We start from the raw sequence: 21,493 nt of genomic DNA, 5'->3' as shown, positions 1-21,493 counted from the left end.
TTATGCTAAAAAAAACCTGTCACCTTATTATCATTCTGACGCTAAGCGGTTGTTCGCTGGCACCCGATTATGAAAAACCTGAAACGGTTATCGACCATCCTGTTGAATTGAAGACCGGCAGCACAACTGACCGCTACAGCTTCCATGATCTTTTCGCCGCGGATAAGCCCCTGCTGGATCTCCTTGAACATGCGCTGAACAATAATTACGATCTTCAGCAGGCGATGCAGCGAGTCATTGCCGCCAGAGCCAGCACAATGAGTTCTGTGTTTGATTTAGTACCCGGCGTCAAGCTTTCATCTTCAAAAAGTACCAGCATGAGCAGTGGTACGAACTTAATCACCGGCGCTACAATCCAGAGTAAAACAGAAAATTATCAAAGTGCCGTTGGCGTCGATTCCTACGAGGTCGATATATGGGGGAAAAAAATTAATCAGGTGCAGGCATTAAAGTATGATGGACTAAATTATGAAAGTGTGGCTGCTGCACTTCACCTTACCTTAATGTCAGATCTTGCCTCCAACTGGTATGAAACGCTTTATATGATTAAGGTTTGGCATCTTCTTAACGACAAAAAAAATAAACTCGATCAAATCCAGAAAAAACTTAATGCACTGGAGGATGCCGGACAGATCGATGTCGTTATTATGTCTAAATTCTTACGGGGCAGAGCCAGCGACGACAGTAACCTGCGCAACCTGCAACGGGAGATCATTAACCGAATTCATAAACTGGAGTTTCTTTCCGGTTACCGTTCGCCGTGGTTGAATACCTCTGACTGGCAAAAAATTTCAGGAAATTACCAGGTCCCGTCTTTGCCACAGCGAATTACTTCTGAAGTGATTTTTAATCGTCCTGATGTTATTGCCGCTGAGATGAAAATAAAATCAGCTAATGGGTCGATAGGTGCAGCACGAGCTGCGTTTTTGCCGGTATTTAATCTGTATGCCAGTGCCTGGCATACGTCTGATGATTTTGGGCATATATTGAGTAATCTTTCTGAGAACTGGACGTTTACTCCCTCAATCGTCTTACCTGTTTTTAACTGGCCCAAAAACTATGCCAACCTTAATTATGCCCGTTCACAGCAGGTCATAACCGTCATTGAATATCGTAAAACAGTGGCACAGGCGCTGATGGATATTCAGGATGCCACCAACAATCTTGCAGGATATCAGCACCTGTACAGTGCGGCCGGGGCCGAGGTGGCACAGCACCGGGAAAATTTTGTGAAACTGGATGCCCGCTACGCAGCGGGTTATGCCGATCTCTACGGCTATTATGAAGCGGTGGATTTGGCGTTCACGGCCGAAATGGAGCTGGAAAGTAACCGACAACAGATGATGGCTTATACGGTGACTTTACTGAAAGCCATAGGCGGCTAACTATCTGCGTCTGACAGCAGATTACAACAGGGAACCCAGGCCAGATTATGTCTGTTGTTCAATCGGTGGGCATCACAGCTAATCAACCCGGTTAAGTGCTGGCAGCCACAGGTAGCAATACTCCTCAGCGATACCGCCTGAACACTCGGTGACGCCGCTTATCTCAAGGTTGCAATTTACGTTGTTGGCAGCACCTTCGCCAACGGCAAGCCAGCCTGGCTGATGGTGAGTTTGTGAAATCATGCAAACGCTTTTTAGCGGCGGAGTAAAAAAACACCTCCATCGTTGATAACCGCCTCAAGCTGAAGCTGGAGATGCATTGATTTAGGAAATAAACGGGCAGAATGGCGGGGCAGTCATTCATAACCTTTGACGGTAAGGCGATGAAAGGTGGCGCGCTGGAGAACGTGCGTGTGCCCGGAGCTGTGACATACATAATAATCCCGTTACACGATGACAGCAGGCCGCTTATTTGATTGATTCTTACTGCCGTGCAATTGAAAGGCATGGAGTGTAAGATATTACTCCTTCGAAAGTTTATGACAGAAGCAGACTTTTGATTATGTGTACCAGGTGGTGTACCAAATTAACAAATGTGAGTTAATTTAAGGTGTTAATTGCTTGATATATATTGAAATTTTAACTTTGTATGTAGCCTTGCGTATGGGTTACCACTGCATTTAAGGATGTTACATGCCTGTAATTACTCTTCCTGATGGAAGTCAGCGTAAGTTTGATCATGCTGTCAGCGTGATGGATATTGCTCTGGATATTGGTCCGGGACTGGCTAAAGCCTGTATCGCGGGTCGCGTAAACGGTGAGTTGGTGGATGCAGTTGATCCAATCAGCACCGACGCCAATGTCGCCATTGTCACTGCGAAAGATGAAGCCGGTCTGGAAATTATCCGCCACTCCTGCGCCCACCTTCTGGGGCACGCTATCAAACAGCTTTGGCCTGATACCAGGATGGCAATCGGCCCGGTTATCGACAACGGTTTTTATTATGATGTTGATATCGATCGCACCCTGACCCAGGAAGATATTGAGCTGCTGGAAAAGCGAATGCACCAGCTGGCTGAAACAAATTATGACGTTGTTAAGAAGAAGGTCAGTTGGCAGGAAGCACGTGACGCTTTTGCCGCCCGCGGCGAAACTTACAAAATGACCATCCTCGACGAAAATATCAGCCATGACGATCGTCCGGGCCTTTATCATCATCAGGAATATGTTGATATGTGCCGCGGGCCGCATGTGCCAAATATGCGCTTCTGCCATCATTTTAAATTACAAAAAATTTCCGGTGCTTACTGGCGTGGCGACAGCAACAATAAAATGTTGCAGCGCATTTACGGTACTGCCTGGGCGGATAAAAAACAGCTGGCTGCCTATTTGCTACGTCTGGAAGAGGCCGCAAAACGAGACCATCGTAAGATTGGTAAGCAGCTCGATTTGTATCATATGCAGGAAGAAGCGCCGGGTATGGTGTTCTGGCATAATGACGGCTGGACCATTTTCCGCGAGCTGGAGATTTTCGTGCGCAGCAAGCTGACGGAATATGACTACCAGGAAGTCAAAGGTCCGCTGATGATGGATCGGGTGCTGTGGGAAAAAACCGGTCACTGGGAAAATTATAAAGAAGCGATGTTCACTACCTCTTCTGAGAACCGCGAATATTGCATCAAGCCAATGAACTGTCCGGGGCACGTTCAGATTTTCAATCAGGGCCTTAAATCTTACCGTGACCTTCCGCTGCGTATGGCTGAATTCGGTAGCTGCCACCGCAATGAGCCATCAGGCGCGTTGCATGGCCTGATGCGCGTGCGAGGCTTCACTCAGGATGACGCCCATATCTTCTGTACGGAAGGACAGGTGCGTGCTGAAGTAAACAGCTGTATTCGCATGGTCTATGACATGTACAGCACATTCGGCTTTGAGAAAATCGCCGTTAAATTGTCCACCCGCCCGGCAAAACGTATCGGTACTGATGATATGTGGGATCGTGCTGAAGCGGATCTGGCGGCTGCACTTGAAGAAAACCATATCCCGTTTGAATATCAGCCGGGTGAGGGCGCATTCTATGGCCCTAAAATTGAATTCACGCTGCATGATTGTCTGGATCGTGCCTGGCAGTGTGGCACAGTACAGCTCGACTTCTCACTGCCGGGCCGTCTGGGTGCTTCCTATGTCGGTGAAAATAACGATCGCCAGGTGCCGGTGATGATCCACCGTGCAATCCTGGGGTCTGTGGAGCGCTTTATCGGTATTCTTACCGAAGAGTACGCCGGTTTCTTCCCAACCTGGCTCGCTCCGGTACAAGTGGTGGTGATGAATATCACCGATGGTCAGTCCGAATATGTTGCAGAATTGACCCGGAAACTTCAGAATGCGGGCATTCGTGTAAAAGCGGACTTGAGAAACGAGAAGATTGGCTTTAAAATCCGCGAGCACACTTTACGTCGTGTCCCCTATATGCTGGTTTGTGGTGATAAAGAGGTGGAAGCAGGCAAAGTTGCCGTTCGCACCCGCCGTGGCAAAGACCTGGGCAGCATGGACGTAAACGACGCGATCGCGAAGCTGCAGGATGAAATCCGCAGTCGCAATCTTCATCAACTGGAGGAATAAGGTATTAAAGGCGGAAAACGAGTTCAACCGGCGCGTCCTAATCGTATCAACAGAGAAATTCGCGCCAATGAGGTTCGTCTGAGCGGCGTCGATGGCGAACAGATTGGTATTGTCAGTCTGAATGAGGCTTTAGAAAAAGCTGAAGAAGCAGGCGTTGATTTAGTCGAAATCAGCCCCAACGCCGAGCCGCCCGTTTGTCGTATCATGGATTACGGCAAGTTCCTCTATGAAAAGAGTAAATCTTCTAAGGAACAGAAGAAAAAGCAAAAAGTTATCCAGGTTAAGGAAATTAAATTCCGTCCTGGCACCGATGATGGCGACTACCAGGTAAAACTACGCAACCTGGTTCGCTTTCTGGAAGAGGGTGACAAAGCCAAAATCACGCTGCGGTTCCGTGGTCGTGAGATGGCGCACCAGCAGATCGGCATGGAAGTGCTTAATCGCGTCCGTAAAGATCTGTGTGACGATATGGATTTGGCTATTGTTGAATCCTTCCCTTCGAAGATTGAAGGGCGTCAGATGATTATGGTGCTCGCTCCTAAGAAGAAACAGTAGGCCATAAAGTAATAAGAATGACTGCGGCTCAGGTCGCAGTGCTTTTTATTCGCCTGTCTGGTTCATTTTATTAACAATGCGAAGTGGATGTTTTAAATGCCAAAGATTAAAACTGTTCGTGGCGCGGCCAAGCGCTTCAGGAAGACTGCCTCTGGCGGCTTCAAGCGTAAACACGCAAACCTGCGTCATATTCTGACCAAAAAATCTACCAAGCGTAAGCGTCACCTGCGTCCGAAAGGCATGGTGTCCAAAGGCGATCTGGGCCTGGTTATTGCCTGCCTGCCATACGCATAAGTAAACCTTTTTTAGTACCCGACAGATTTCGTGCTGTAGAAAGGCGGCAGCGGAGCGAATTCCTGAGCTTACTTTGTTGAGTGACCGGAATAAGTGAAAGCAGCTAACACGGCTTCGGCATGAAAGATAAAGGGTAAAACAGAATATTAAACAGGAGAGCTAAATGGCTCGTGTAAAACGTGGTGTAGTTGCTCGCGCACGTCACAAAAAAATCTTAAAACAAGCTAAAGGCTACTATGGTGCACGTTCGCGTGTATACCGTGTTGCCTTCCAGGCTGTTATCAAAGCTGGTCAGTATGCTTACCGTGACCGTCGTCAGCGTAAGCGTCAGTTCCGTCAGCTGTGGATCGCACGTATTAACGCGGCGGCACGCACTAACGGTATCTCTTACAGCCGTTTCATCAATGGCCTGAAAAAGGCGTCGATTGAAATCGACCGTAAGATCCTGGCTGACATCGCCGTATTCGACAAAGTGGCATTCACTGCCCTCGTTGAAAAAGCAAAATCAGCGCTGGCGTAAGTCAGATAAGAGGGGGAGCGTGCTCCCTCTTTTATTTTCTGTATTATTGGATTGAAAAAACTGCTATTTCTGCCATATGCAGAACTTTCCATGACAACAAGGTAACACCAGCATGAATGCGAATTTTCGTTTCTTTTTTTACTTTAGCACCTGAAGCTCAGGAGGCTTGCGCCAAGAGAAGAAACGAAAAATCGCGCTGAAAGCCTCCCTCGTGGAGGCTTTTTTGTTTCTGGCAAGGTAAATCCAGGGCGGAGTCGTCCCCATAAAAACAGACCGGCCACGGCGGCTGGAAGAAGAGGAAAGCATGTCACATCTCGCTGAACTGGTGGCAAATGCAAAAACAGCCATTATTGATGCACGCGATGTTGCCGCGTTAGACACGGTACGCGTTGAATATCTTGGGAAAAAAGGACATCTGACGCTACAGATGACCACGCTCCGTGAGCTGCCTGCCGATGAGCGTCCGGCAGCCGGTGCGGTGATCAATGAAGCGAAGCAGCAGGTACAGGAAGCGCTCAATGAGCGTAAAAACAGCCTGGAATCTGCGGCGCTGAACGCCCGTCTTGCAGAGGAGACGATAGATGTTTCCCTGCCAGGTCGTCGTATTGAGAACGGCGGTCTGCACCCGGTCACACGTACTATCGATCGTATCGAAACGTTCTTTGCTGAGCTGGGGTTTACTGTGGCGACCGGCCCGGAGATTGAAGACGACTACCATAACTTTGATGCGCTGAATATTCCCGGCCACCATCCCGCGCGCGCCGATCATGATACTTTCTGGTTTGATGCGACCCGACTGCTGCGTACCCAGACTTCCGGCGTACAGATCCGTACTATGAAAAACCAGCAGCCGCCAATTCGTGTTATCGCACCTGGCCGTGTTTATCGTAACGATTACGATCAGACTCATACGCCAATGTTCCATCAGATGGAAGGGCTGATTGTTGATAAAAACATCAGTTTTACCAACCTGAAAGGAACGCTGCATGATTTTCTGAACAACTTCTTTGAAGAGGATTTGCAGATCCGTTTTCGTCCTTCCTATTTCCCATTCACCGAGCCATCCGCTGAAGTGGATGTGATGGGTAAAAACGGTAAGTGGCTGGAAGTACTGGGCTGTGGCATGGTGCATCCGAACGTGCTGCGAAACGTGGGTATCGATCCTGAAGTCTATTCCGGTTTTGCCTTCGGCATGGGAATGGAGCGACTGACCATGCTGCGTTACGGTGTGTCCGATCTACGTGCCTTCTTCGAAAATGACTTAAGATTCCTCAAACAGTTTAAATAAGGGCGGTTAACAGTAATGAAATTCAGTGAACTCTGGCTACGTGAATGGGTTAACCCGGCCATCGATAGCGCCGCCCTGTCTGAACAAATCACCATGGCAGGTCTGGAAGTGGACGGCGTTGATGCCGTTGCCGGTGCTTTCCACGGTGTGGTGGTGGGGGAAGTGGTGGAATGTGGCCAGCATCCCAACGCGGACAAACTGCGTGTCACTAAAATCAATACGGGCGGCGATCGTCTGTTGGATATTGTCTGTGGTGCACCAAACTGCCGTCAGGGCCTGAAGGTGGCGGTGGCAACGGTGGGAGCGGTACTGCCGGGTGATTTCAAAATCAAAGCGGCGAAACTGCGCGGGGAACCTTCCGAAGGTATGCTGTGTTCTTTCTCCGAGCTGGGTATTGCCGACGACCAGGGCGGGATTATTGAGCTGCCGCTGGACGCGCCAGTGGGCACCGATATCCGTGAGTTTTTGCAACTTGACGATAGCACTATTGAAATCAGCGTGACGCCGAACCGTGCTGATTGCCTTGGTATTATCGGTATCGCCCGTGATGTGGCGGTGCTGAACAAACTGCCACTGACCGGGCCAGACATCGCGCCGGTGGTGGCCACCATTCAGGATACGTTGCCAATCCATGTTACAGCAGGGGAAGCCTGTCCCCGTTATCTTGGTCGGGTGATAAAAGGTATTAATGTCAGGGCGGCAACGCCGCTGTGGATAAAAGAAAAACTGCGTCGTTGCGGCATTCGCCCGATCGATCCGGTGGTTGATATCACCAACTTTGTGCTGCTTGAGCTGGGCCAGCCAATGCACGCCTTTGATCTCGACCGTATCAGCGGTGGTATCAATGTGCGCATGGCGGAAGAGGGCGAAACCCTGAGGCTGCTGGACGGTAGTGAAGCCAAACTCAACGCTGACACGCTGGTGATTGCTGACAGTCATAGCGCGCTGGCGATGGCTGGCATCTTTGGTGGCGAGCATTCTGGTGTGAATGAACAAACGAGCAACGTGCTTTTTGAGTGCGCGTTCTTCAGCCCACTGTCAGTCACCGGTCGCGCACGCCGTCACGGTCTGCACACCGATGCCTCTCATCGTTACGAACGTGGTGTTGACCCGCAGATGCAGTACAGGGCAATGGAGCGGGCCACGCGACTGCTGCTGGATATCTGTGGTGGGGAAGCGGGACCGGTTATCGATGTTACCAACGACGTTACGTTGCCAAAATGTGCCACCATCACACTACGCCGTGAAAAGCTGGATCGCCTGATCGGGCATGTTATTGCCGACGGCGACGTCAGCGATATTTTGCGCCGCCTGGGATGTAAGGTAAACGAAGGCGACGGATTCTGGCAGGCAACAGCGCCATCCTGGCGTTTTGATATTGCCATTGAAGAAGATCTGGTGGAAGAAGTCGCCCGCGTTTATGGCTATAACAATATTCCTGACGTACCGGTTCAGGCCGGTCTGGTGATGACTTCGCACCGTGAAGCAACGCTTTCGCTCAAGCGCGTAAAAGCAATGCTGGTGGATAAAGGCTATCAGGAAGCGATTACCTACAGCTTCGTCGACCCCAAAACTCAGGCGCTTTTACATCCGGGTATCGATCCGCTGGTGCTGCCCAGCCCTATCTCTGTTGAAATGTCCGCCATGCGCCTTTCATTATGGACAGGGCTGTTGGACGCGGTGGTGTACAATCAGAATCGTCAGCAAAGCCGTGTACGTCTGTTTGAGAGTGGGCTGCGTTTTGTGCCTGACACACAGGCATACCTGGGGATCCGCCAGGATGTTATGCTGGCTGGGGTGATCTGCGGTGCCCGCTATGAAGAACACTGGGATCTGGCGCGTCAGACGGTTGACTTCTATGATTTGAAAGGTGATTTGGAATCAGTGCTCGATCTTACCGGGAAATTGTCTGATATTACCTTCCGTGCTGAGCAAAATCCGGCGTTGCATCCGGGACAAAGTGCCGCCATTTATTTGCAGGATTCGTGCATCGGTTTTATTGGTGTGATTCATCCCGAACTTGAACGGAAACTGGATCTTAACGGGCGTACCGTGGTGTTCGAACTGGAATGGGACAAGCTTTCCGACCGTGTTTTGCCAGACGCCGGGGAGATTTCACGGTTCCCGGCAAACCGTCGTGATATTGCGGTTGTCGTCGCGGAAAATGTTCCGGCAGCAGATATCATTGCAGAGTGTAAGAAAGTTGGCGTAAATCAGATAGTTGGCGTAAACTTGTTTGACGTGTACCGTGGTAAGGGCGTGAATGAAGGTTTTAAGAGCCTTGCTATCAGCCTGATTTTGCAAGATACCAGCCGGACACTCGAAGAAGAGGAGATTGCCGCAACCGTCGCCAAATGTGTTGTGGCATTAGAAGAGCGATTCCAGGCAACCTTGAGGGATTGAACCTATGGCGCTTACAAAAGCTGAAATGTCTGAATACCTGTTTGAAAAGCTGGGGCTTAGCAAACGGGATGCCAAAGAGCTGGTAGAACTGTTTTTTGAAGAGGTGCGTCGTGCTTTGGAAAACGGCGAACAGGTCAAACTGTCAGGATTTGGCAACTTCGACCTTCGCGACAAAAATCAACGTCCGGGACGTAACCCCAAGACCGGAGAGGATATTCCGATCACCGCGCGGCGGGTGGTGACCTTTCGTCCCGGACAGAAGCTTAAAAGCCGGGTTGAAAACGCCACGCCAAAAGAAGACTGATTTATGCTATCTGAAAAGGCCGCTTACGCGGCCTTTTTTATGCCTGCTGTGGCAGCGTGCAGTCAGTCAAACCCCGGTATGACTGGGTTTATCAGCAACTCATAGCAGCCAGAAGCGGTTCATGTGTGGACATTATGTGGACACCAGAATCATATTCATTTCTCCTTTCAGGGGGTTCATTCTGATTACATCGCTCAGATAATCCGGTGCAAAATGGGCGTAGACCATTGTCTGGGTTATTTTTGTATGACCTAAAACGCGTTGTAGCGTCACAATATTGCCACCGTTCATCATAAAATGGGTGGCGAACGTGTGACGTAAAACATGAGTGGCCTGTCCTGATGGCAAATCAGGTTTCACTGTTTTGAGCGCCAGTCTGAATGCTCCGTAGTCAGCCCCCGGAAACAGTAGCCCGGTTTTGTTTTTCGTGACCTCTTCCGCCACCTGTTCAGAAACAGGAACGGTTCTGAGCTTACTGGTTTTGGTTTTCGTAAAAGTTACACGCTGATGAACTATATTTGTTCGTTTGAGGTTTTTGGATTCTCCCCAGCGCCCGCCGGTACTCAACATCAGAACGGCCAATCGTCTGTTGTCTCCCTCCAGATTAGCCAGCAGGGCTGATATTTCGTGATCGTAGAGAAAACTCATTTCAGGCACGGCTTCTTTCAGTGTACCTGTGCCCCTTATTGGGTGCTCGCCGTGGAATGCCCCAGACTCTATCAACTGAGAGAATGCCCCGCTGATAGTTGTCATTTCGCGGTTGATCGTTGAGGCTTTAACCCCGCCCTGCAATCTGACAGACTTGTAGCGGGCAATAAGGTTTCTGTTAATCTGAATAGCTGCCGGATTACCGGTTATGTCAGAGAATCGCCTGAGTTTGAGAAGATAATTCTGGCCGTGGTCGCTGTTTCGTCCATAAAATTGCCACCAGATATCAATCAATTCTGATAATTTCCTCTTATCAGTTGGCTTTGCCAGCCATTCCTTGTTTCTGTGATTAGCAGAAACATAGCGTTCAAATGTTACAGCCTCGCCTTTCTTGTTGAATTTTCGACGGATTCGCCTTCCGCTACGGCCATTTGGCCGGATGTCCACTTCATATTGACCGCCTTCGAGCTTCTTAATGGTCATTAGAAAGCCCTCTGAAACGATCTTTAAAGTTACAGTTTTGATAACGCTTTGTGTCTGATAAATATAGTAAATGTAAAGTTAACCAGCCTTTTGCCCTGATTGCTGAGAGCTTGTTTCTCCTTGCCCACAGTGTGCGAGGGCCGGTGCTATCTGACCGGCTTCGGGGGAAATCTGATCCGCTATAAACCAGAGTGTGTATTTGCTGAATCTGGGGTGTTTTAAAATTTTCATGATTGCTTCTACTCCCATACTTTTGGTTCCATTCTCGTAGCTTGAAAGTGAGCTATAGGCAACACTAGTTAAATCACTGAATTGTCTTCTATTCATTCTCTCGGACTCCCTCATTAGCTTAAGCTTCTCAGAAATTTCAATTGACATGTTTTTCCTTACGGAGCAATATTCTCCTATAGGATAATAAAGTTACCATAGTGAAATAACACTATTGGCAGTTAATAGCCACTAAAGGCAATTGGATAATACCATAGGAGTAAAACATGAACAGGTTAATAACATCTGTTACAGACGCTGTCCCATATCATGAGTTCGCCAGGTTGATTGGTAAAACGCCGGCTGCCGTTAAGGGAATGATTGAAAAAGGAAAGCTGCCAATAGTTGAGATGACCGATCCCCAATCGACATCTGGCAGGGCAGGGGAGGTGTGGATTTACCTTCCAGCCTGGAATAGCGGTATGAAACTGGCATATGAATGCCGCCCGAAAGAGATCCGCGAGGGTTGGCTAAGATGGCTGGGATTGGGGGAATCACAATGAAAAGTACAGTAACAATTAACGGGCCGCTGTTCACTCGTCGCTATGAGGTAACAGAACAACAGCCCGTATTTTACTTTGACCCATCTGATTTAAATGGGGATATGACTATTTTTCACCGAGCTTATCCAGATAATCAACATGCATCTGGAGATCAACCAGCAATTGCTTTGCCTGCTCCAGATTCAGCCCGCTGAATGTCCCGGCGGGAACTGGCTCTGAATGGTCAAAGTTAATTGCAATAATGCGGGGAGTATTGAGTTTTAAAATATCCCATCCGGTTGATGGGATGTAGGGAACTACATAGTTCGTTGTTTTTGACATTTATGTCTCCTTTTAAATAATTTCCTGTTGGCAAGATTTGCAGATCATTGCCGCAGGGAACAATATCACAGGATAGGTTATGTACGCACAACAATGCCCATCACTATCAGCAATGCTGGTCAGCAGACAGCAAATCACGCACCGCCAGCACACGCGCGGTTGGATTGAAACGCCGGACGGGCGCTACTTTCTGCCTGATGCCGTTAAGGTGCAGTTCGTCAATGGATTTAACAAACCGTTTATATGCCGGCCGCATCGTCGCTGGTTCGCCCGGCTGATGGGGATATTTGCTTAATGAGGTGAAAATATGCAACGGCAATCTGATGCGGAACGGATTAGACAGCTGGGGCTTATTAATTCTCAGAAATGCATGACTGTAATAATGCGTGCGAGATATGAGAGTAATTTAACCCGCGACTTTATTAACAGGCTATCGTCACGCCACCGGGGATTAGTTTATTTTTATGCCTCTATTCCTAAATTGCGACATAAATTTAAATTTGAAGAACTTGAAAAATACGAAAGTAAGCAAGTGATTAGCTCGTTAAGGGATTTGCGAGAGTTGTTTAAATCAATCCCGCCCGCGCTTCTGGATTCAGATAGCGAAATTTAATTTAACAGGTGGATTTCTGGTGCAATTAATTGTGCCGGGGTTTCTGTTATCTAAAAAAGGCAAGTGCTATGAATAAAAACTATGATATTCACTATGCGACGGCGCTGTGCGAAAGCAGTGTGCTAAGAACATGTATTGAAGCGATGACGGATGAAAGCGCATACATACATTTTAAGAAACTGATCGATGCCATATTAAATATGGATATGTGTGTAAGCGTGTTAAAAAATGAATGTAACCAGCTGCAAAATAAGTTGTCTGAAAAAGAAATGGCCTATGATGAAATCGCGCAGGCGCTTTTAAATACCGAAATCGGCAAGGCTCATAATCGTAGTAATACAGAACACCCTGACATACTGTCACATATTGATGCTGTCATCATCATCCAGTCACTTGAACAGGAGCTTCAGCATTACGCGGTGCTTGACGAAATTCCTTTTGGTGCCGCCGTGCCAAATAGCGAAATCTGCGAGTTACAGCAGTGCATCGCTGAGCTTGAAATGCAACTTGATTTTGAGCGTTCGCATAAGTCTGATTTACAGCTGGCATGCATCAGCTTTTGCGCCGGTATCACTGCTGAAATTCAGAGAGAAATAATCGGAGGGGTAAAATGATCCGTCCCCCCCTGAAATGGGCGGGGGGTAAAACCCGCGTCCTGCCGGATTTAATGCCGCACCTGCCTAAAGCATCAATGCTAATAGAGCCATTTGTGGGTGGGGCATCAGTATTCCTTAATACTGAATATCGCCGCTATATACTGGCTGATATTAATATTGATCTGATTAATCTTTATCGTTCTATCAAGCGCCAGCCTGAATATTTGATTTATTGTGCGCGTAATTTATTTAAAAATTGCAATAACAGTGAGTCATATTATTCAACCCGCTGGACGTTTAACGCACAGGCAAGGGCCGGTGAAAAAAGCAATCACGGCGCATTGCGCTGTGGCTTGTTATCTTACTGGACTGAGCGCGCGGCCGTGTTTTTATACCTTAATCGACACTGTTTTAACGGGGTGTGCCGTTACAATATCGACGGGGATTTTAATGTGCCTTACGGGAAATATAAAGTCCCTTACTTTCCTGAGACTGAAATTCGCCAGTTTTCAGAAAAGGCCAACGATACCAGGGCGATTTTTTTATGTGCCTCATTTGAGCGCACGTTGCAATTAATAACGGATCGTGACGCGGTTGTTGAATCACTAATAGCCGTAAATCAGAAGTTTGGTGTACCGGTCATCATTTCTAACAGTGATACAGCGGAAACACGCGAAATATACAAGCCTTTCAACCTTCATGAATTAAGCGTTAACCGCTCGGTTGGTGCGAATGCCACAACTCGCGGGGTTGCAAAAGAGGTGATTGGCGTTTTGAAAGTCTGTGATGGCTGCGGCCCGTGTTGCGGCGATGCGACATACAAAATTATGCAGGAAGCGGGGGTGTTTAATGAGTGAATGGATAGATTTAGGCCTGGTAGCCCTGATTGGCATAGTAATGTCATTAGTAACATTCCTTTTTTTATGCGTTGCTGATCGCCTTTTTAAAAATAATGAAAGACTGGGGCCAATTGGTTGCCTTTTTTTATCATTCTGCTGGCCTGTTGGGATATTTGCAGCGGTTGCAATGATTATATATGCCGCATGCAAATTCCCTGCTCATGAAATTTATCGCCGGATAGCCGGGGATAAATGATGAAAACAGGCACTGCTTATTACAACGAGTTTGATCCATTCGCAGCCCAGTGGCTGCGTAACCTGATTGATGCCGGGCATATTGCGCCCGGCGTTGTGGATGAACGCTCAATAACTGAGGTAACCCCGGATGACGTCAAAGGATTCACACAGTGTCACTTCTTCGCCGGGATCGGTGTCTGGTCTTACGCCCTGCGCTGTGCAGGATGGCCCGATAATCGCCCCGTCTGGACAGGTTCATGCCCCTGCCAGCCTTTCAGCGCCTGCGGTAAGCGGCAGGGGAAAAACGATGAGCGCCACTTCTTCCCCGTGTGGTTTCGTCTTATATCGGAGTGCCAGCCTGATGTTATCTTTGGCGAACAGGTTGCAGGCACTGACGGCCTCGACTGGCTCGACGATGTACAAAATAACATGGAAAACGCGGAATACGCCTTTGCGGCTTTTGATCTATGCGCTGCGGGCTTCGGTGCTCCGCACATCCGGCAGCGTCTTTTCTGGGTGGCCGACGCCGACCGCGAGCAATGTCAAAAACGCCTATCAGGACCCTCAGAAGGTTATAGCCAGAATGTTAGCGGGGCGGCAATCGAACCTACAGGACTTTGCCTGTCTGGCGGGCTGGAACACCCCGACAGCTACGGATGGGAAGGGCGGCTATGTGGGCGGCAGAATTCGCAACGGGAAGATTTCAACGGATCGGTTGGATGTGACGGCACAACTCGCGGGCTGGCCAACACCAACAACGATAGACAACAATCAGGTTGCAGGGATGGGAGCGGCTGCAAACCACCCATCAAGGGGCACAACTCTGGGCGGCGCGGCGCGGCTGACCTGCTCAATGCGGTTAGCGGTTTCTGGGGATCTGCTGACTGGCTCTTTTGCCATGATGGAAAGTGGAGGCCAGTTAAACCCGGAATTAAGCCGCTGGTTGATGGGTTTGCCGGACGCGTGGGCCAGCTGCGCGCCTACGGTAACGCCATCGTTGCGCCGGTCGCGGAAGCGTTCATAACTGCATATCTGGACAGTACACAATGACCACGGTCACCCGTGGTCGTTACGCCCCATCCCCCCCACCGCCATACCCCGGTAAATCTCCTGAAGCCGCCGGGGTGTGGTGGTGGAATCAGCCCCGCGAGGCAGTCGGCACTATTGCAGCAGAGCCGCCGATTGCCGACTGGGCCTTTGATCTCTGCCTGTCTAAAGAGCCTGTCGATCCCGTCCGCCGTGCCCGCCGTCGCCTCAGTAAACTGCCTCACTCAATACGCAGCTGGTATGCCCGGCGTGTTGACGATCTCACCCGCACGGAAGGTGCGACACGCGCCGGTGCCTGGCTGACCGGCACATTTGAACAATATATTTTGCCGCGCATTGATAATGTTAACGCCCGTTACCGGCTGGACATTCTGCCGCTGGCATTCGGAGAATTTGCCCAGGATTACAACCGGCTGCCGTGGTGTGGCCGCCGCCAGCTGAAACGCCTGGCGCACCGGCTGGCCGATCTCGTCACCGGCGAATTTATCAATTATCAGAAGCATTACTATTACGAAACCAGCGATCTGTCGTTTTCTGTCATCTGTGCTTACGGCCGTGCGGCATGGCTGGTTTCCCATCTCAACATGTTTGCCCCAGGCTGGGGCACGTACTGCAATGAGGAACTGACGGACTCCGACGCACTGAGGTGTGCGTCCCGGCTGGAATCGCCCGCGTGGTGGCTGCGCCGCCTGCGCCGCGTCCACGACCAGTGGCGGGAACACCTGCAAATCGCAGCGGGTTACGTTCACAAAAAATCAGCGTCTTACTGTAGTGAGCCGACGCTGAAAGAATGGCGAGCGCAAAAGAAATCCAACCGTGAATACCTGAAAGCGATGGAGCTTGAGGACCAGGACACCGGAGAGCGGACGCCACTTGAAGACAAGGTAAACAAGAGCGTTGCCAATCCTGCAAATCGCCGGCGGGAATTGATGACGCGCCAGCGCGGATTTGAGGACATAGCCAACGAAATGGGGCTGGCCGGTGAGTTTTACACTCTTACCGCGCCGTCGCGTTTTCATGCCGTACATACCAGCGGTCGACGTAATGACAAATGGACAGCTGGCGCAGTATCTCCCCGTGATACCCAGCGCTATCTCTGCAAGATATGGGCACGCGTTCGTGCCGCCTGGCGTCGCGTCGGTATTCGTGTTTTCGGATTTCGTGTAACCGAACCGCACCATGACGGTACACCGCACTGGCATCTGTTGCTGTTCATGCGCCCGGAACATGTTGAGAACGCCCGCGATATTTTTTGTTATCACGCCCGCCTGGAGGATTCAGAAGAGTTACTGACGCCGCAGGCGCTGGAGGCCAGGTTTCAGGCAAAACCCATCGATCAAAGTCTGGGCAGCGCCACTGGCTACATTGCTAAATATATTTCAAAAAATATTGACGGGTACGCGCTGGACGACGAGACGGACGACGAAACCGGCGAGTCACTAAAAGATACCGCGCGCCGTGTCAGCGCGTGGGCTTCGCGCTGGCGCATCCGTCAGTTTCAGCAGATAGGCGGCGCACCGGTGACCGTATACCGCGAACTGCGCCGCCTGCGTGACCGTGATCTGTGCCTGCATCCTGAAATCGGTCCCGTGCATGAAGCCGCAGACGCTGGCGAGTGGGGAGCTTATGTTATGGCCCAGGGCGGCCCGCTGGTAACCCGCGCCGCTATTCCCGTCCGCCTCAATTATGAAATTTCTGAAAACGGCAACGTATACGGTGACGACGTCGCCCGCGTGGCCGGTGTCTGGGCACCAGTGGCGGGGCCGGATTCACTCATTTATACGCGCACCACCACTTACAAAATCGTGCCCAGAGCTAAAAGCGAGGGGGTTGATCTTGACCTGGCTTTTGACCCAGGGCGCGTAGCCGCGCCGCCTTGGAGTTCTGTCAATAACTGTACGCCGGCTGATTGTAGCGAGCGGGCGGCGGCTCCATTTGAAGGCGATTACAACCAGATGACCCGCCAGGAACGCCGGGATCTGCTGGGCCGGATACGAAAACGGAGTACAGGAAGGGGGGGTATTGTTAAAAAAGAACGCCGGCCGCCAGAGCCGCCACCTTTAACGGATAAATTACGACGCGATCTGGACAGGCTGGGCATTAACTCGGATGAGGAGCTGCTGGCGCTACGGCGGGGATCATGTGTGCCTTATGAAGAAGGGGTTCTTCGCATCACAGTATCCGGCGAACTGTCTGTTAAGCGAACGACCCGTTATTGCCAGGCTCCGGGGTGTTCTGCTGAACTGACGAAACAGGATCTTTTAACGGCGCATGATGGCTGGTGCGTGAAATGCACCGAAAAGATGAGGGAAAAATTTATGTCCGGGCGTTATGGCGATGAAGATGAACGCGAGGCTGAGTATCAGCACTGGCGTTATTACAGTGAGTCGGGTTGGGAGGAACGGACTGAGCAGGCTGAAAAAATTAAGCAGCGCCCCGGACCAGGCTCCCCGGCAGACAGTGATCCTGATCCGGTATTATTCCCGGTTAAGCCACCGGAAGGGCCGCTGCCAGTGGTGAAAGCGCGTCCTGTATTCAGTTTGTATCCTGATCATGCGGCCCTGATAGCGGAAGCGGAAAGAAAATATTCAGAGTCGCAACGGCGCGTGGTGGTGCCGCCAGAAAAAGAGAGTGATGATTGACAGGCGACATTTTCCGGGGTTATGGTTGTTCCGCAGCGGCAAAATCCGCTGCCGGGATTGAGACCCCGGACAAGACGATGCGCACAGCCGCGCTTATGCGGTTTTTTTTGTGTGTAAACCAGACTCACCCCAAATATGGTGGGCTGGCGGGGGCGGCGAAAGCTGCGCCGGTTTGCGCTCCGTCCCGGTAGTCTCAACCTCGCCAGCTCACCACCCCTTTAGATTGAGACCTTCAGGCGTTGTGATTGACCCAAGGAAATGGAGCAATCATTATGTACACCCATCTTATTGAAGAAGACGCCATTGACCGCCTGAACCGCGCCAGCGCGGCTGCCAGCCTGCTTTCAAATCTTATGACATCTTATGATGAATACAGCGGCGACGCACTGCCAGCCGTCAGCGTGGCGACCCTGATTGATTATATCAATGCGGATATTTCGGTTGCCCTTAAGAGCTGTAAGATGTTGCATGGCGGTGCGCTGGTTGAACCGCTGAGAAGCGTCCGTTAATCAAAATATAACCCTCTCCCCATCGCGGCGGGGGGGTTCTGCTATGATAGCCCTGTGTACTAAAAACCCCGCGTTTGCGGGGTTTCTGTTATCCGGGCTGGCCCTGTAGCAGGTCTAAAGCAATCTGGCGTTCTTCCGGCCTCAGACGCTCAATCAGCGCCTTAACCAGCCTGTTGCCGGTCAGCCCGCTGGGACTGAGCGAATGTGAATACTCTGCTTTAAACACAAATGTATGACCGCATTCCACGTCAGTACAACCGCAGTACAAATCGGCCAGGCGTTTATCCTGCCAGTTGGTTTTTCTGATAATCGCCGGGGCGGCACATTCAGGACAGTTGATTTTAAATACGCGCATATTCAGGACTCCGCAGGCCAAGGCAACATAATCAGCGGATTTTAGCCTTTTTTTGTTCATATTTCCCCCTGTTCCGGCGTATTTGTTGGTTGTTTCAAATCAAATATCAGGTGCAGACTGGCGGGGATCTCCGGGTCATTGTTCACCGCGTTCATGATTTTGCGCTGTAGCGGGATCACCTCATCTTTCCGATAGGTGGATCGCGCCGTTTCGGGGTTGCCCAGCCCGGCGCTGTTGGTCGGGATAATTCCGGCCAGGCCCGCCGGGAAGCGGTGCGCGGTTAAAATATCCTGGGCGGTGATGCTCTTGACGTTGGCGAACTCGTCTTTTGCGCTGACCTCCCCGACTGGAATCAATTTCACCCCTTCCGGCGCACCTTTCGGTATTGAGATAAACATATTGGTGAAATTTCCGACGCCCTTTGACTGCTCAATTTTATTTTTGATTTCCTCCTCCACCTCCGTGGATATGTTGGGATCGTTGGCGTAAAGGATAAAACCCATATGCGCGCCGTTATGATAGTAACGGCGACGGAAAATGGTTGATTCACTGTTGAGTAACACGGAATGAATGCCGCCAATATAATCAGGAAGTCCGTAAACCTGCTGGCGCGGGTCGTACTGTTTCAGAAAAATGATATCCTGCGGTGTGTAAACCAGCGGTTCCCCCTCCTGCAATATCACAAAATCATCATTTTTGCGCCGGCGCAGGTAGAGCGAGGGGAGCGGGTGCAATGAAACCACCTCATTCCAGAAATTGCGCACCTTTAGCAGTGCCACGTCACCAAACAGCAGGTAATCAAACACCGCAGCGTCAATCGCATCAGATGCCAGCCCGCCGCCCAGGTAGCCGCTGGTCACCATGTTGCGCCGGGCATAGATAACGCCGCCATGCTGACCGTTGAGGTTGGGCAGCTGGGAGAGCGACAGGCGGTCAATCGGCAGCCTCCAGTGATCGAAATCGTTGTCATACCAGATATTGTGATAGTCCGTGCCGGTAGTCAGTATGGGTTCTGGCTCCCCGAATGTGATCACGCTGCCCCGTCCGGGGGTAAACTGATGCGCCTTTACCGGCGGGGATTTTTTGCTTTTTTTCATGCGGCTTTTCCAAATGCCCACAGGCTGGGGCGGTCATGTTCATAGTCGAGCGGTTCATTGATCACCGCGTGAGAGATGGCGAAAAACACGTCAGCGTGCCCGGTGGTTTCAGAGCGTTCCGCAACAAACGTCATTGCGTTGCCGCTGGTTGTGACCGTGCGGCGTATCGCCATAAAACTGGGGATGATTTCAGCGCGCGCTTTGCTGACCTCGTCGCAGGCGTCTTTGCTCCAGTTAATGCGCTGGCGTTCAACAACATCAATCATCTTCAGCACCAGACGGTTTTTGCTCTCCACGCTGTAGAGGATCGGTGTGGCCTCGCGTGGTGCGAACCGTGACACCAGGTCATAAACGCCCCGGCCAATGCCGGTTACGTCAATGCCGATATACGTCATGTTGTAACGCTTCATCAGCTGCTTAATCTGTTCCGCCTGCCAGCTGAAATTCAGACCCTGCCAGTGGTAAACGGCAAGCACCCGGAATCGTTCGCCCTCGTAGACTGGCGGCGCAACAATCACAAAGGTGGAATTATCCCCGCTGCGTGACGGGTCGAATCCCGCCCATACCTCACGGTTACCAAAGGGGCGTAGTGCGGTGGGGTCATAGTCCTGCCACATGGCTGCGTCTGTCTCACAACGCGTCAGGTCAGAGAATTTAAATACCGCGTCTTTACTGTCCACAAACTCACACATAAACAGCATGGCAAACGCGGTCTCGCTGTATTTGTTGCGCAGGCGTTCAATATCGACCAGCACCCCCAGACCGCCGGTAATCGCATCCTCCATCGTGATGACATAGCGCCAGATGCCATCCGGGCAGAGGCGACCACCGTCACGCAGTTCGCTGAGTTTCGGGAATACGACGTTTTTACGTTTCGGATCGTCGCCGCGCCACGCTGTGCCGGTCCAGACCGGATATGCCTGATGTGTTTTGGCGCTGGGTGTTGACAGGTAGGTAGTGCGGAATTTGCTGTGTGTCGCCATCGCGGACGCCACTTCATGCAGACGCGCAAATTTCGGTATCCAGAATACCTCGTCACCGTACAGATGGCCGTTATAGCCCTGTGAGGTGTTGGCATTAGTTGAGAGAAAACGCAGCACCGCGCCGTTGCTCAGACGAATGTCCCCACCGGTCAGCGTCACGCCGAAATGTTTCTGTGCTATCTGGACGATATACTCCCGGAAAATCTCGCTCTGGGCGCGTGAGGCGGAGAAAAACACCTGGTTATCGCCGCTTATAACGGCGTCCTCAAACGCCTCCCACGCGCAGTAATAGGTAAATCCCACCTGACGGGATTTCAGCAGAAAACGGAAATCCTGTGTTTTGTTGTCCCGGCAGTGCAGCTGGTAGTCAAACAAATGATCCCTGGCGGCCTGGTCCAGCATTTCAGCCGTGATGCCGGACACATCATTTTTTTTATACCGGCGCCTGCGTTCGCCCCCGTTATTTCCATCGGGGCCTGACCAGTTGTCACCTTGCGTCACTACGTTACGGGCCTGAAGCTCAGCCATTTTTTCGGCGTGCTTATTGCGCTGAGCCATCAGTTTGACGTGCTGAGTAACCAGATCCCTCAGTTCCTCAAGTTCCAGCGCGGTTTTTTTCTCTCGCAATGACAGTTGCCCGATGCGCCGGGCAATGGTTTCCTCGACCGACTCCAGCGGCAACAGGGAGGCCCACCGGTATTTATCTGACCAGTGATAGAGGGTGCGAACCGGGATCGATAATTCCCCCGCAATTTCTTTTGGTGTCCAGCGTTTAATAAATAATGCGCGGGCCGCCTCTTTTTTTTCGTCGGTATATTTTGCCATGCCGCTATTATGCGGGGTGGTTTGAGTATGTATTAAAATTAAATATCGGTTGTGGGTGTTTATACATGAATAACCGAATGCATCCGATATAAACCGGATGCACCTTTTTGCTGTCAGTGAATAATAAAGCCCATATTTAATTTATTCAGGGCTGAAT

At 50.7% G+C, this 21,493-nt stretch carries 24 protein-coding genes, 1 pseudogene and 1 other annotated feature; of the genes and pseudogenes, 18 read left to right on the top strand and 7 right to left on the bottom strand.

Annotated elements, in window-relative coordinates; translation table 11 throughout:
• Positions 1 to 2 precede the first annotated feature (2 nt).
• The gene (locus EB241_RS05085) at positions 3 to 1,385 is read left to right on the top strand and encodes a TolC family protein (protein WP_124232131.1); all 1,383 of its coding nucleotides are present in this window, start codon (positions 3 to 5) and stop codon (positions 1,383 to 1,385) included.
• A gap of 78 nt (positions 1,386 to 1,463) precedes the next feature.
• Here the strand turns inward: EB241_RS05085 and EB241_RS20815 are convergent, their stop codons facing one another.
• The gene (locus tag EB241_RS20815) at positions 1,464 to 1,628 is read right to left on the bottom strand and encodes a hypothetical protein (protein ID WP_158612375.1); all 165 of its coding nucleotides are present in this window, start codon (positions 1,626 to 1,628) and stop codon (positions 1,464 to 1,466) included.
• A gap of 450 nt (positions 1,629 to 2,078) precedes the next feature.
• Here EB241_RS20815 and thrS point away from each other — a divergent pair, with 450 nt between their 5' ends.
• The 8 genes and pseudogenes from thrS to ihfA all read left to right on the top strand — a co-directional run bounded on the left by thrS (position 2,079) and on the right by ihfA (position 9,371).
• On the top strand, positions 2,079 to 4,007 hold the full coding sequence (gene thrS, locus EB241_RS05080) for a threonine--tRNA ligase (RefSeq protein ID WP_124232130.1): 1,929 nt from the start codon (positions 2,079 to 2,081) through the stop codon (positions 4,005 to 4,007).
• Positions 4,008 to 4,010: 3 nt separating this feature from the next.
• Complete coding sequence (infC, locus tag EB241_RS05075; protein ID WP_071598845.1) at positions 4,011 to 4,562, top strand: translation initiation factor IF-3; 552 nt, start codon at positions 4,011 to 4,013, stop codon at positions 4,560 to 4,562.
• 96 nt (positions 4,563 to 4,658) lie between these two features.
• Positions 4,659 to 4,856 carry a 50S ribosomal protein L35 gene (rpmI, locus tag EB241_RS05070; protein WP_010245683.1) on the top strand — a complete coding sequence of 66 codons (198 nt, stop codon included), beginning with the start codon at positions 4,659 to 4,661 and terminating at the stop codon, positions 4,854 to 4,856.
• 163 nt (positions 4,857 to 5,019) lie between these two features.
• Positions 5,020 to 5,376 (top strand): 50S ribosomal protein L20, encoded by a 357-nt coding sequence (gene rplT, locus EB241_RS05065; RefSeq protein WP_016169860.1) that lies wholly within the window; start codon positions 5,020 to 5,022, stop codon positions 5,374 to 5,376.
• Between the two features lie 103 nt (positions 5,377 to 5,479).
• Positions 5,480 to 5,604, top strand: a sequence feature (Phe leader region).
• Positions 5,489 to 5,530, top strand: a pseudogene (locus tag EB241_RS21060) (hypothetical protein). Its footprint overlaps the feature before it by 42 nt.
• 76 nt (positions 5,605 to 5,680) lie before the next feature.
• On the top strand, positions 5,681 to 6,664 hold the full coding sequence (gene pheS, locus EB241_RS05060; protein WP_124232129.1) for a phenylalanine--tRNA ligase subunit alpha: 984 nt from the start codon (positions 5,681 to 5,683) through the stop codon (positions 6,662 to 6,664).
• Between the two features lie 15 nt (positions 6,665 to 6,679).
• Positions 6,680 to 9,067 carry a phenylalanine--tRNA ligase subunit beta gene (gene pheT / locus EB241_RS05055; protein WP_124232128.1) on the top strand — a complete coding sequence of 796 codons (2,388 nt, stop codon included), beginning with the start codon at positions 6,680 to 6,682 and terminating at the stop codon, positions 9,065 to 9,067.
• A gap of 4 nt (positions 9,068 to 9,071) precedes the next feature.
• On the top strand, positions 9,072 to 9,371 hold the full coding sequence (gene ihfA, locus EB241_RS05050) for an integration host factor subunit alpha (RefSeq protein ID WP_004157378.1): 300 nt from the start codon (positions 9,072 to 9,074) through the stop codon (positions 9,369 to 9,371).
• A gap of 132 nt (positions 9,372 to 9,503) precedes the next feature.
• Here ihfA and EB241_RS05045 read toward each other — a convergent pair whose 3' ends face one another.
• Both EB241_RS05045 and EB241_RS05040 read right to left on the bottom strand, forming a co-directional pair.
• Positions 9,504 to 10,502 carry a phage integrase gene (locus tag EB241_RS05045; protein WP_124232127.1) on the bottom strand — a complete coding sequence of 333 codons (999 nt, stop codon included), beginning with the start codon at positions 10,500 to 10,502 and terminating at the stop codon, positions 9,504 to 9,506.
• A gap of 78 nt (positions 10,503 to 10,580) precedes the next feature.
• Positions 10,581 to 10,880, bottom strand: coding sequence for a helix-turn-helix domain-containing protein (locus tag EB241_RS05040; RefSeq protein WP_124232126.1), 300 nt, complete (start codon positions 10,878 to 10,880; stop codon positions 10,581 to 10,583).
• 116 nt (positions 10,881 to 10,996) lie between these two features.
• Here EB241_RS05040 and EB241_RS05035 point away from each other — a divergent pair, with 116 nt between their 5' ends.
• Positions 10,997 to 11,272 carry a Cox family DNA-binding protein gene (locus tag EB241_RS05035; RefSeq protein ID WP_124232125.1) on the top strand — a complete coding sequence of 92 codons (276 nt, stop codon included), beginning with the start codon at positions 10,997 to 10,999 and terminating at the stop codon, positions 11,270 to 11,272.
• A 105-nt stretch (positions 11,273 to 11,377) separates the two neighbouring features.
• Here the strand turns inward: EB241_RS05035 and EB241_RS05030 are convergent, their stop codons facing one another.
• A complete protein-coding gene (locus EB241_RS05030) occupies positions 11,378 to 11,593 on the bottom strand; it encodes a hypothetical protein (RefSeq protein ID WP_124232124.1) in 216 nt (71 codons plus the stop codon).
• A gap of 79 nt (positions 11,594 to 11,672) precedes the next feature.
• On the opposite strand from EB241_RS05030, the gene EB241_RS05025 reads away from it, so the two are divergent.
• From EB241_RS05025 to EB241_RS04990, 8 genes are all read left to right on the top strand, one after another.
• Positions 11,673 to 11,888: a phage filamentation protein Fil family protein gene (locus EB241_RS05025; RefSeq protein ID WP_124232123.1), complete on the top strand. Its 216-nt coding sequence runs from the start codon at positions 11,673 to 11,675 to the stop codon at positions 11,886 to 11,888.
• Between the two features lie 12 nt (positions 11,889 to 11,900).
• Positions 11,901 to 12,206 (top strand): DUF5347 family protein, encoded by a 306-nt coding sequence (locus EB241_RS05020; RefSeq protein ID WP_124232122.1) that lies wholly within the window; start codon positions 11,901 to 11,903, stop codon positions 12,204 to 12,206.
• A gap of 68 nt (positions 12,207 to 12,274) precedes the next feature.
• Complete coding sequence (locus EB241_RS05015; protein ID WP_124232121.1) at positions 12,275 to 12,820, top strand: hypothetical protein; 546 nt, start codon at positions 12,275 to 12,277, stop codon at positions 12,818 to 12,820.
• Positions 12,817 to 13,659, top strand: a complete 843-nt coding sequence (locus EB241_RS05010; RefSeq protein ID WP_124232120.1) for a DNA adenine methylase — start codon at positions 12,817 to 12,819, stop codon at positions 13,657 to 13,659. Before EB241_RS05015 ends, EB241_RS05010 begins: the two co-directional genes overlap by 4 nt.
• Positions 13,652 to 13,897: a hypothetical protein gene (locus tag EB241_RS05005; RefSeq protein WP_124232119.1), complete on the top strand. Its 246-nt coding sequence runs from the start codon at positions 13,652 to 13,654 to the stop codon at positions 13,895 to 13,897. Before EB241_RS05010 ends, EB241_RS05005 begins: the two co-directional genes overlap by 8 nt.
• The gene (locus EB241_RS05000) at positions 13,894 to 14,928 is read left to right on the top strand and encodes a DNA cytosine methyltransferase (RefSeq protein ID WP_407644255.1); all 1,035 of its coding nucleotides are present in this window, start codon (positions 13,894 to 13,896) and stop codon (positions 14,926 to 14,928) included. Before EB241_RS05005 ends, EB241_RS05000 begins: the two co-directional genes overlap by 4 nt.
• Positions 14,925 to 17,567, top strand: a complete 2,643-nt coding sequence (locus EB241_RS04995) for a replication endonuclease (protein ID WP_124232118.1) — start codon at positions 14,925 to 14,927, stop codon at positions 17,565 to 17,567. Before EB241_RS05000 ends, EB241_RS04995 begins: the two co-directional genes overlap by 4 nt.
• A gap of 272 nt (positions 17,568 to 17,839) precedes the next feature.
• Complete coding sequence (locus EB241_RS04990; RefSeq protein ID WP_124232117.1) at positions 17,840 to 18,076, top strand: hypothetical protein; 237 nt, start codon at positions 17,840 to 17,842, stop codon at positions 18,074 to 18,076.
• Between the two features lie 88 nt (positions 18,077 to 18,164).
• Here the strand turns inward: EB241_RS04990 and EB241_RS04985 are convergent, their stop codons facing one another.
• Genes EB241_RS04985 through EB241_RS04975 form a run of 3 tightly spaced genes read right to left on the bottom strand, consistent with a single transcriptional unit; the run spans position 18,165 to position 21,336 of the window.
• On the bottom strand, positions 18,165 to 18,491 hold the full coding sequence (locus EB241_RS04985; protein ID WP_124232116.1) for an ogr/Delta-like zinc finger family protein: 327 nt from the start codon (positions 18,489 to 18,491) through the stop codon (positions 18,165 to 18,167).
• Positions 18,488 to 19,528, bottom strand: coding sequence for a phage portal protein (locus EB241_RS04980; RefSeq protein WP_124232115.1), 1,041 nt, complete (start codon positions 19,526 to 19,528; stop codon positions 18,488 to 18,490). Before EB241_RS04980 ends, EB241_RS04985 begins: the two co-directional genes overlap by 4 nt.
• Positions 19,525 to 21,336 carry a terminase large subunit domain-containing protein gene (locus tag EB241_RS04975; RefSeq protein WP_124232114.1) on the bottom strand — a complete coding sequence of 604 codons (1,812 nt, stop codon included), beginning with the start codon at positions 21,334 to 21,336 and terminating at the stop codon, positions 19,525 to 19,527. Before EB241_RS04975 ends, EB241_RS04980 begins: the two co-directional genes overlap by 4 nt.
• Between the last annotated feature and the right edge of the window lie 157 nt (positions 21,337 to 21,493).

It is taken from the genome of Erwinia psidii (genome assembly GCF_003846135.1).
Lineage (GTDB): Bacteria > Pseudomonadota > Gammaproteobacteria > Enterobacterales > Enterobacteriaceae > Erwinia > Erwinia psidii.
The sequence above is the reverse complement of the archived record's forward strand: the minus strand, read 5'-3'. Positions and strand labels throughout refer to the sequence as shown.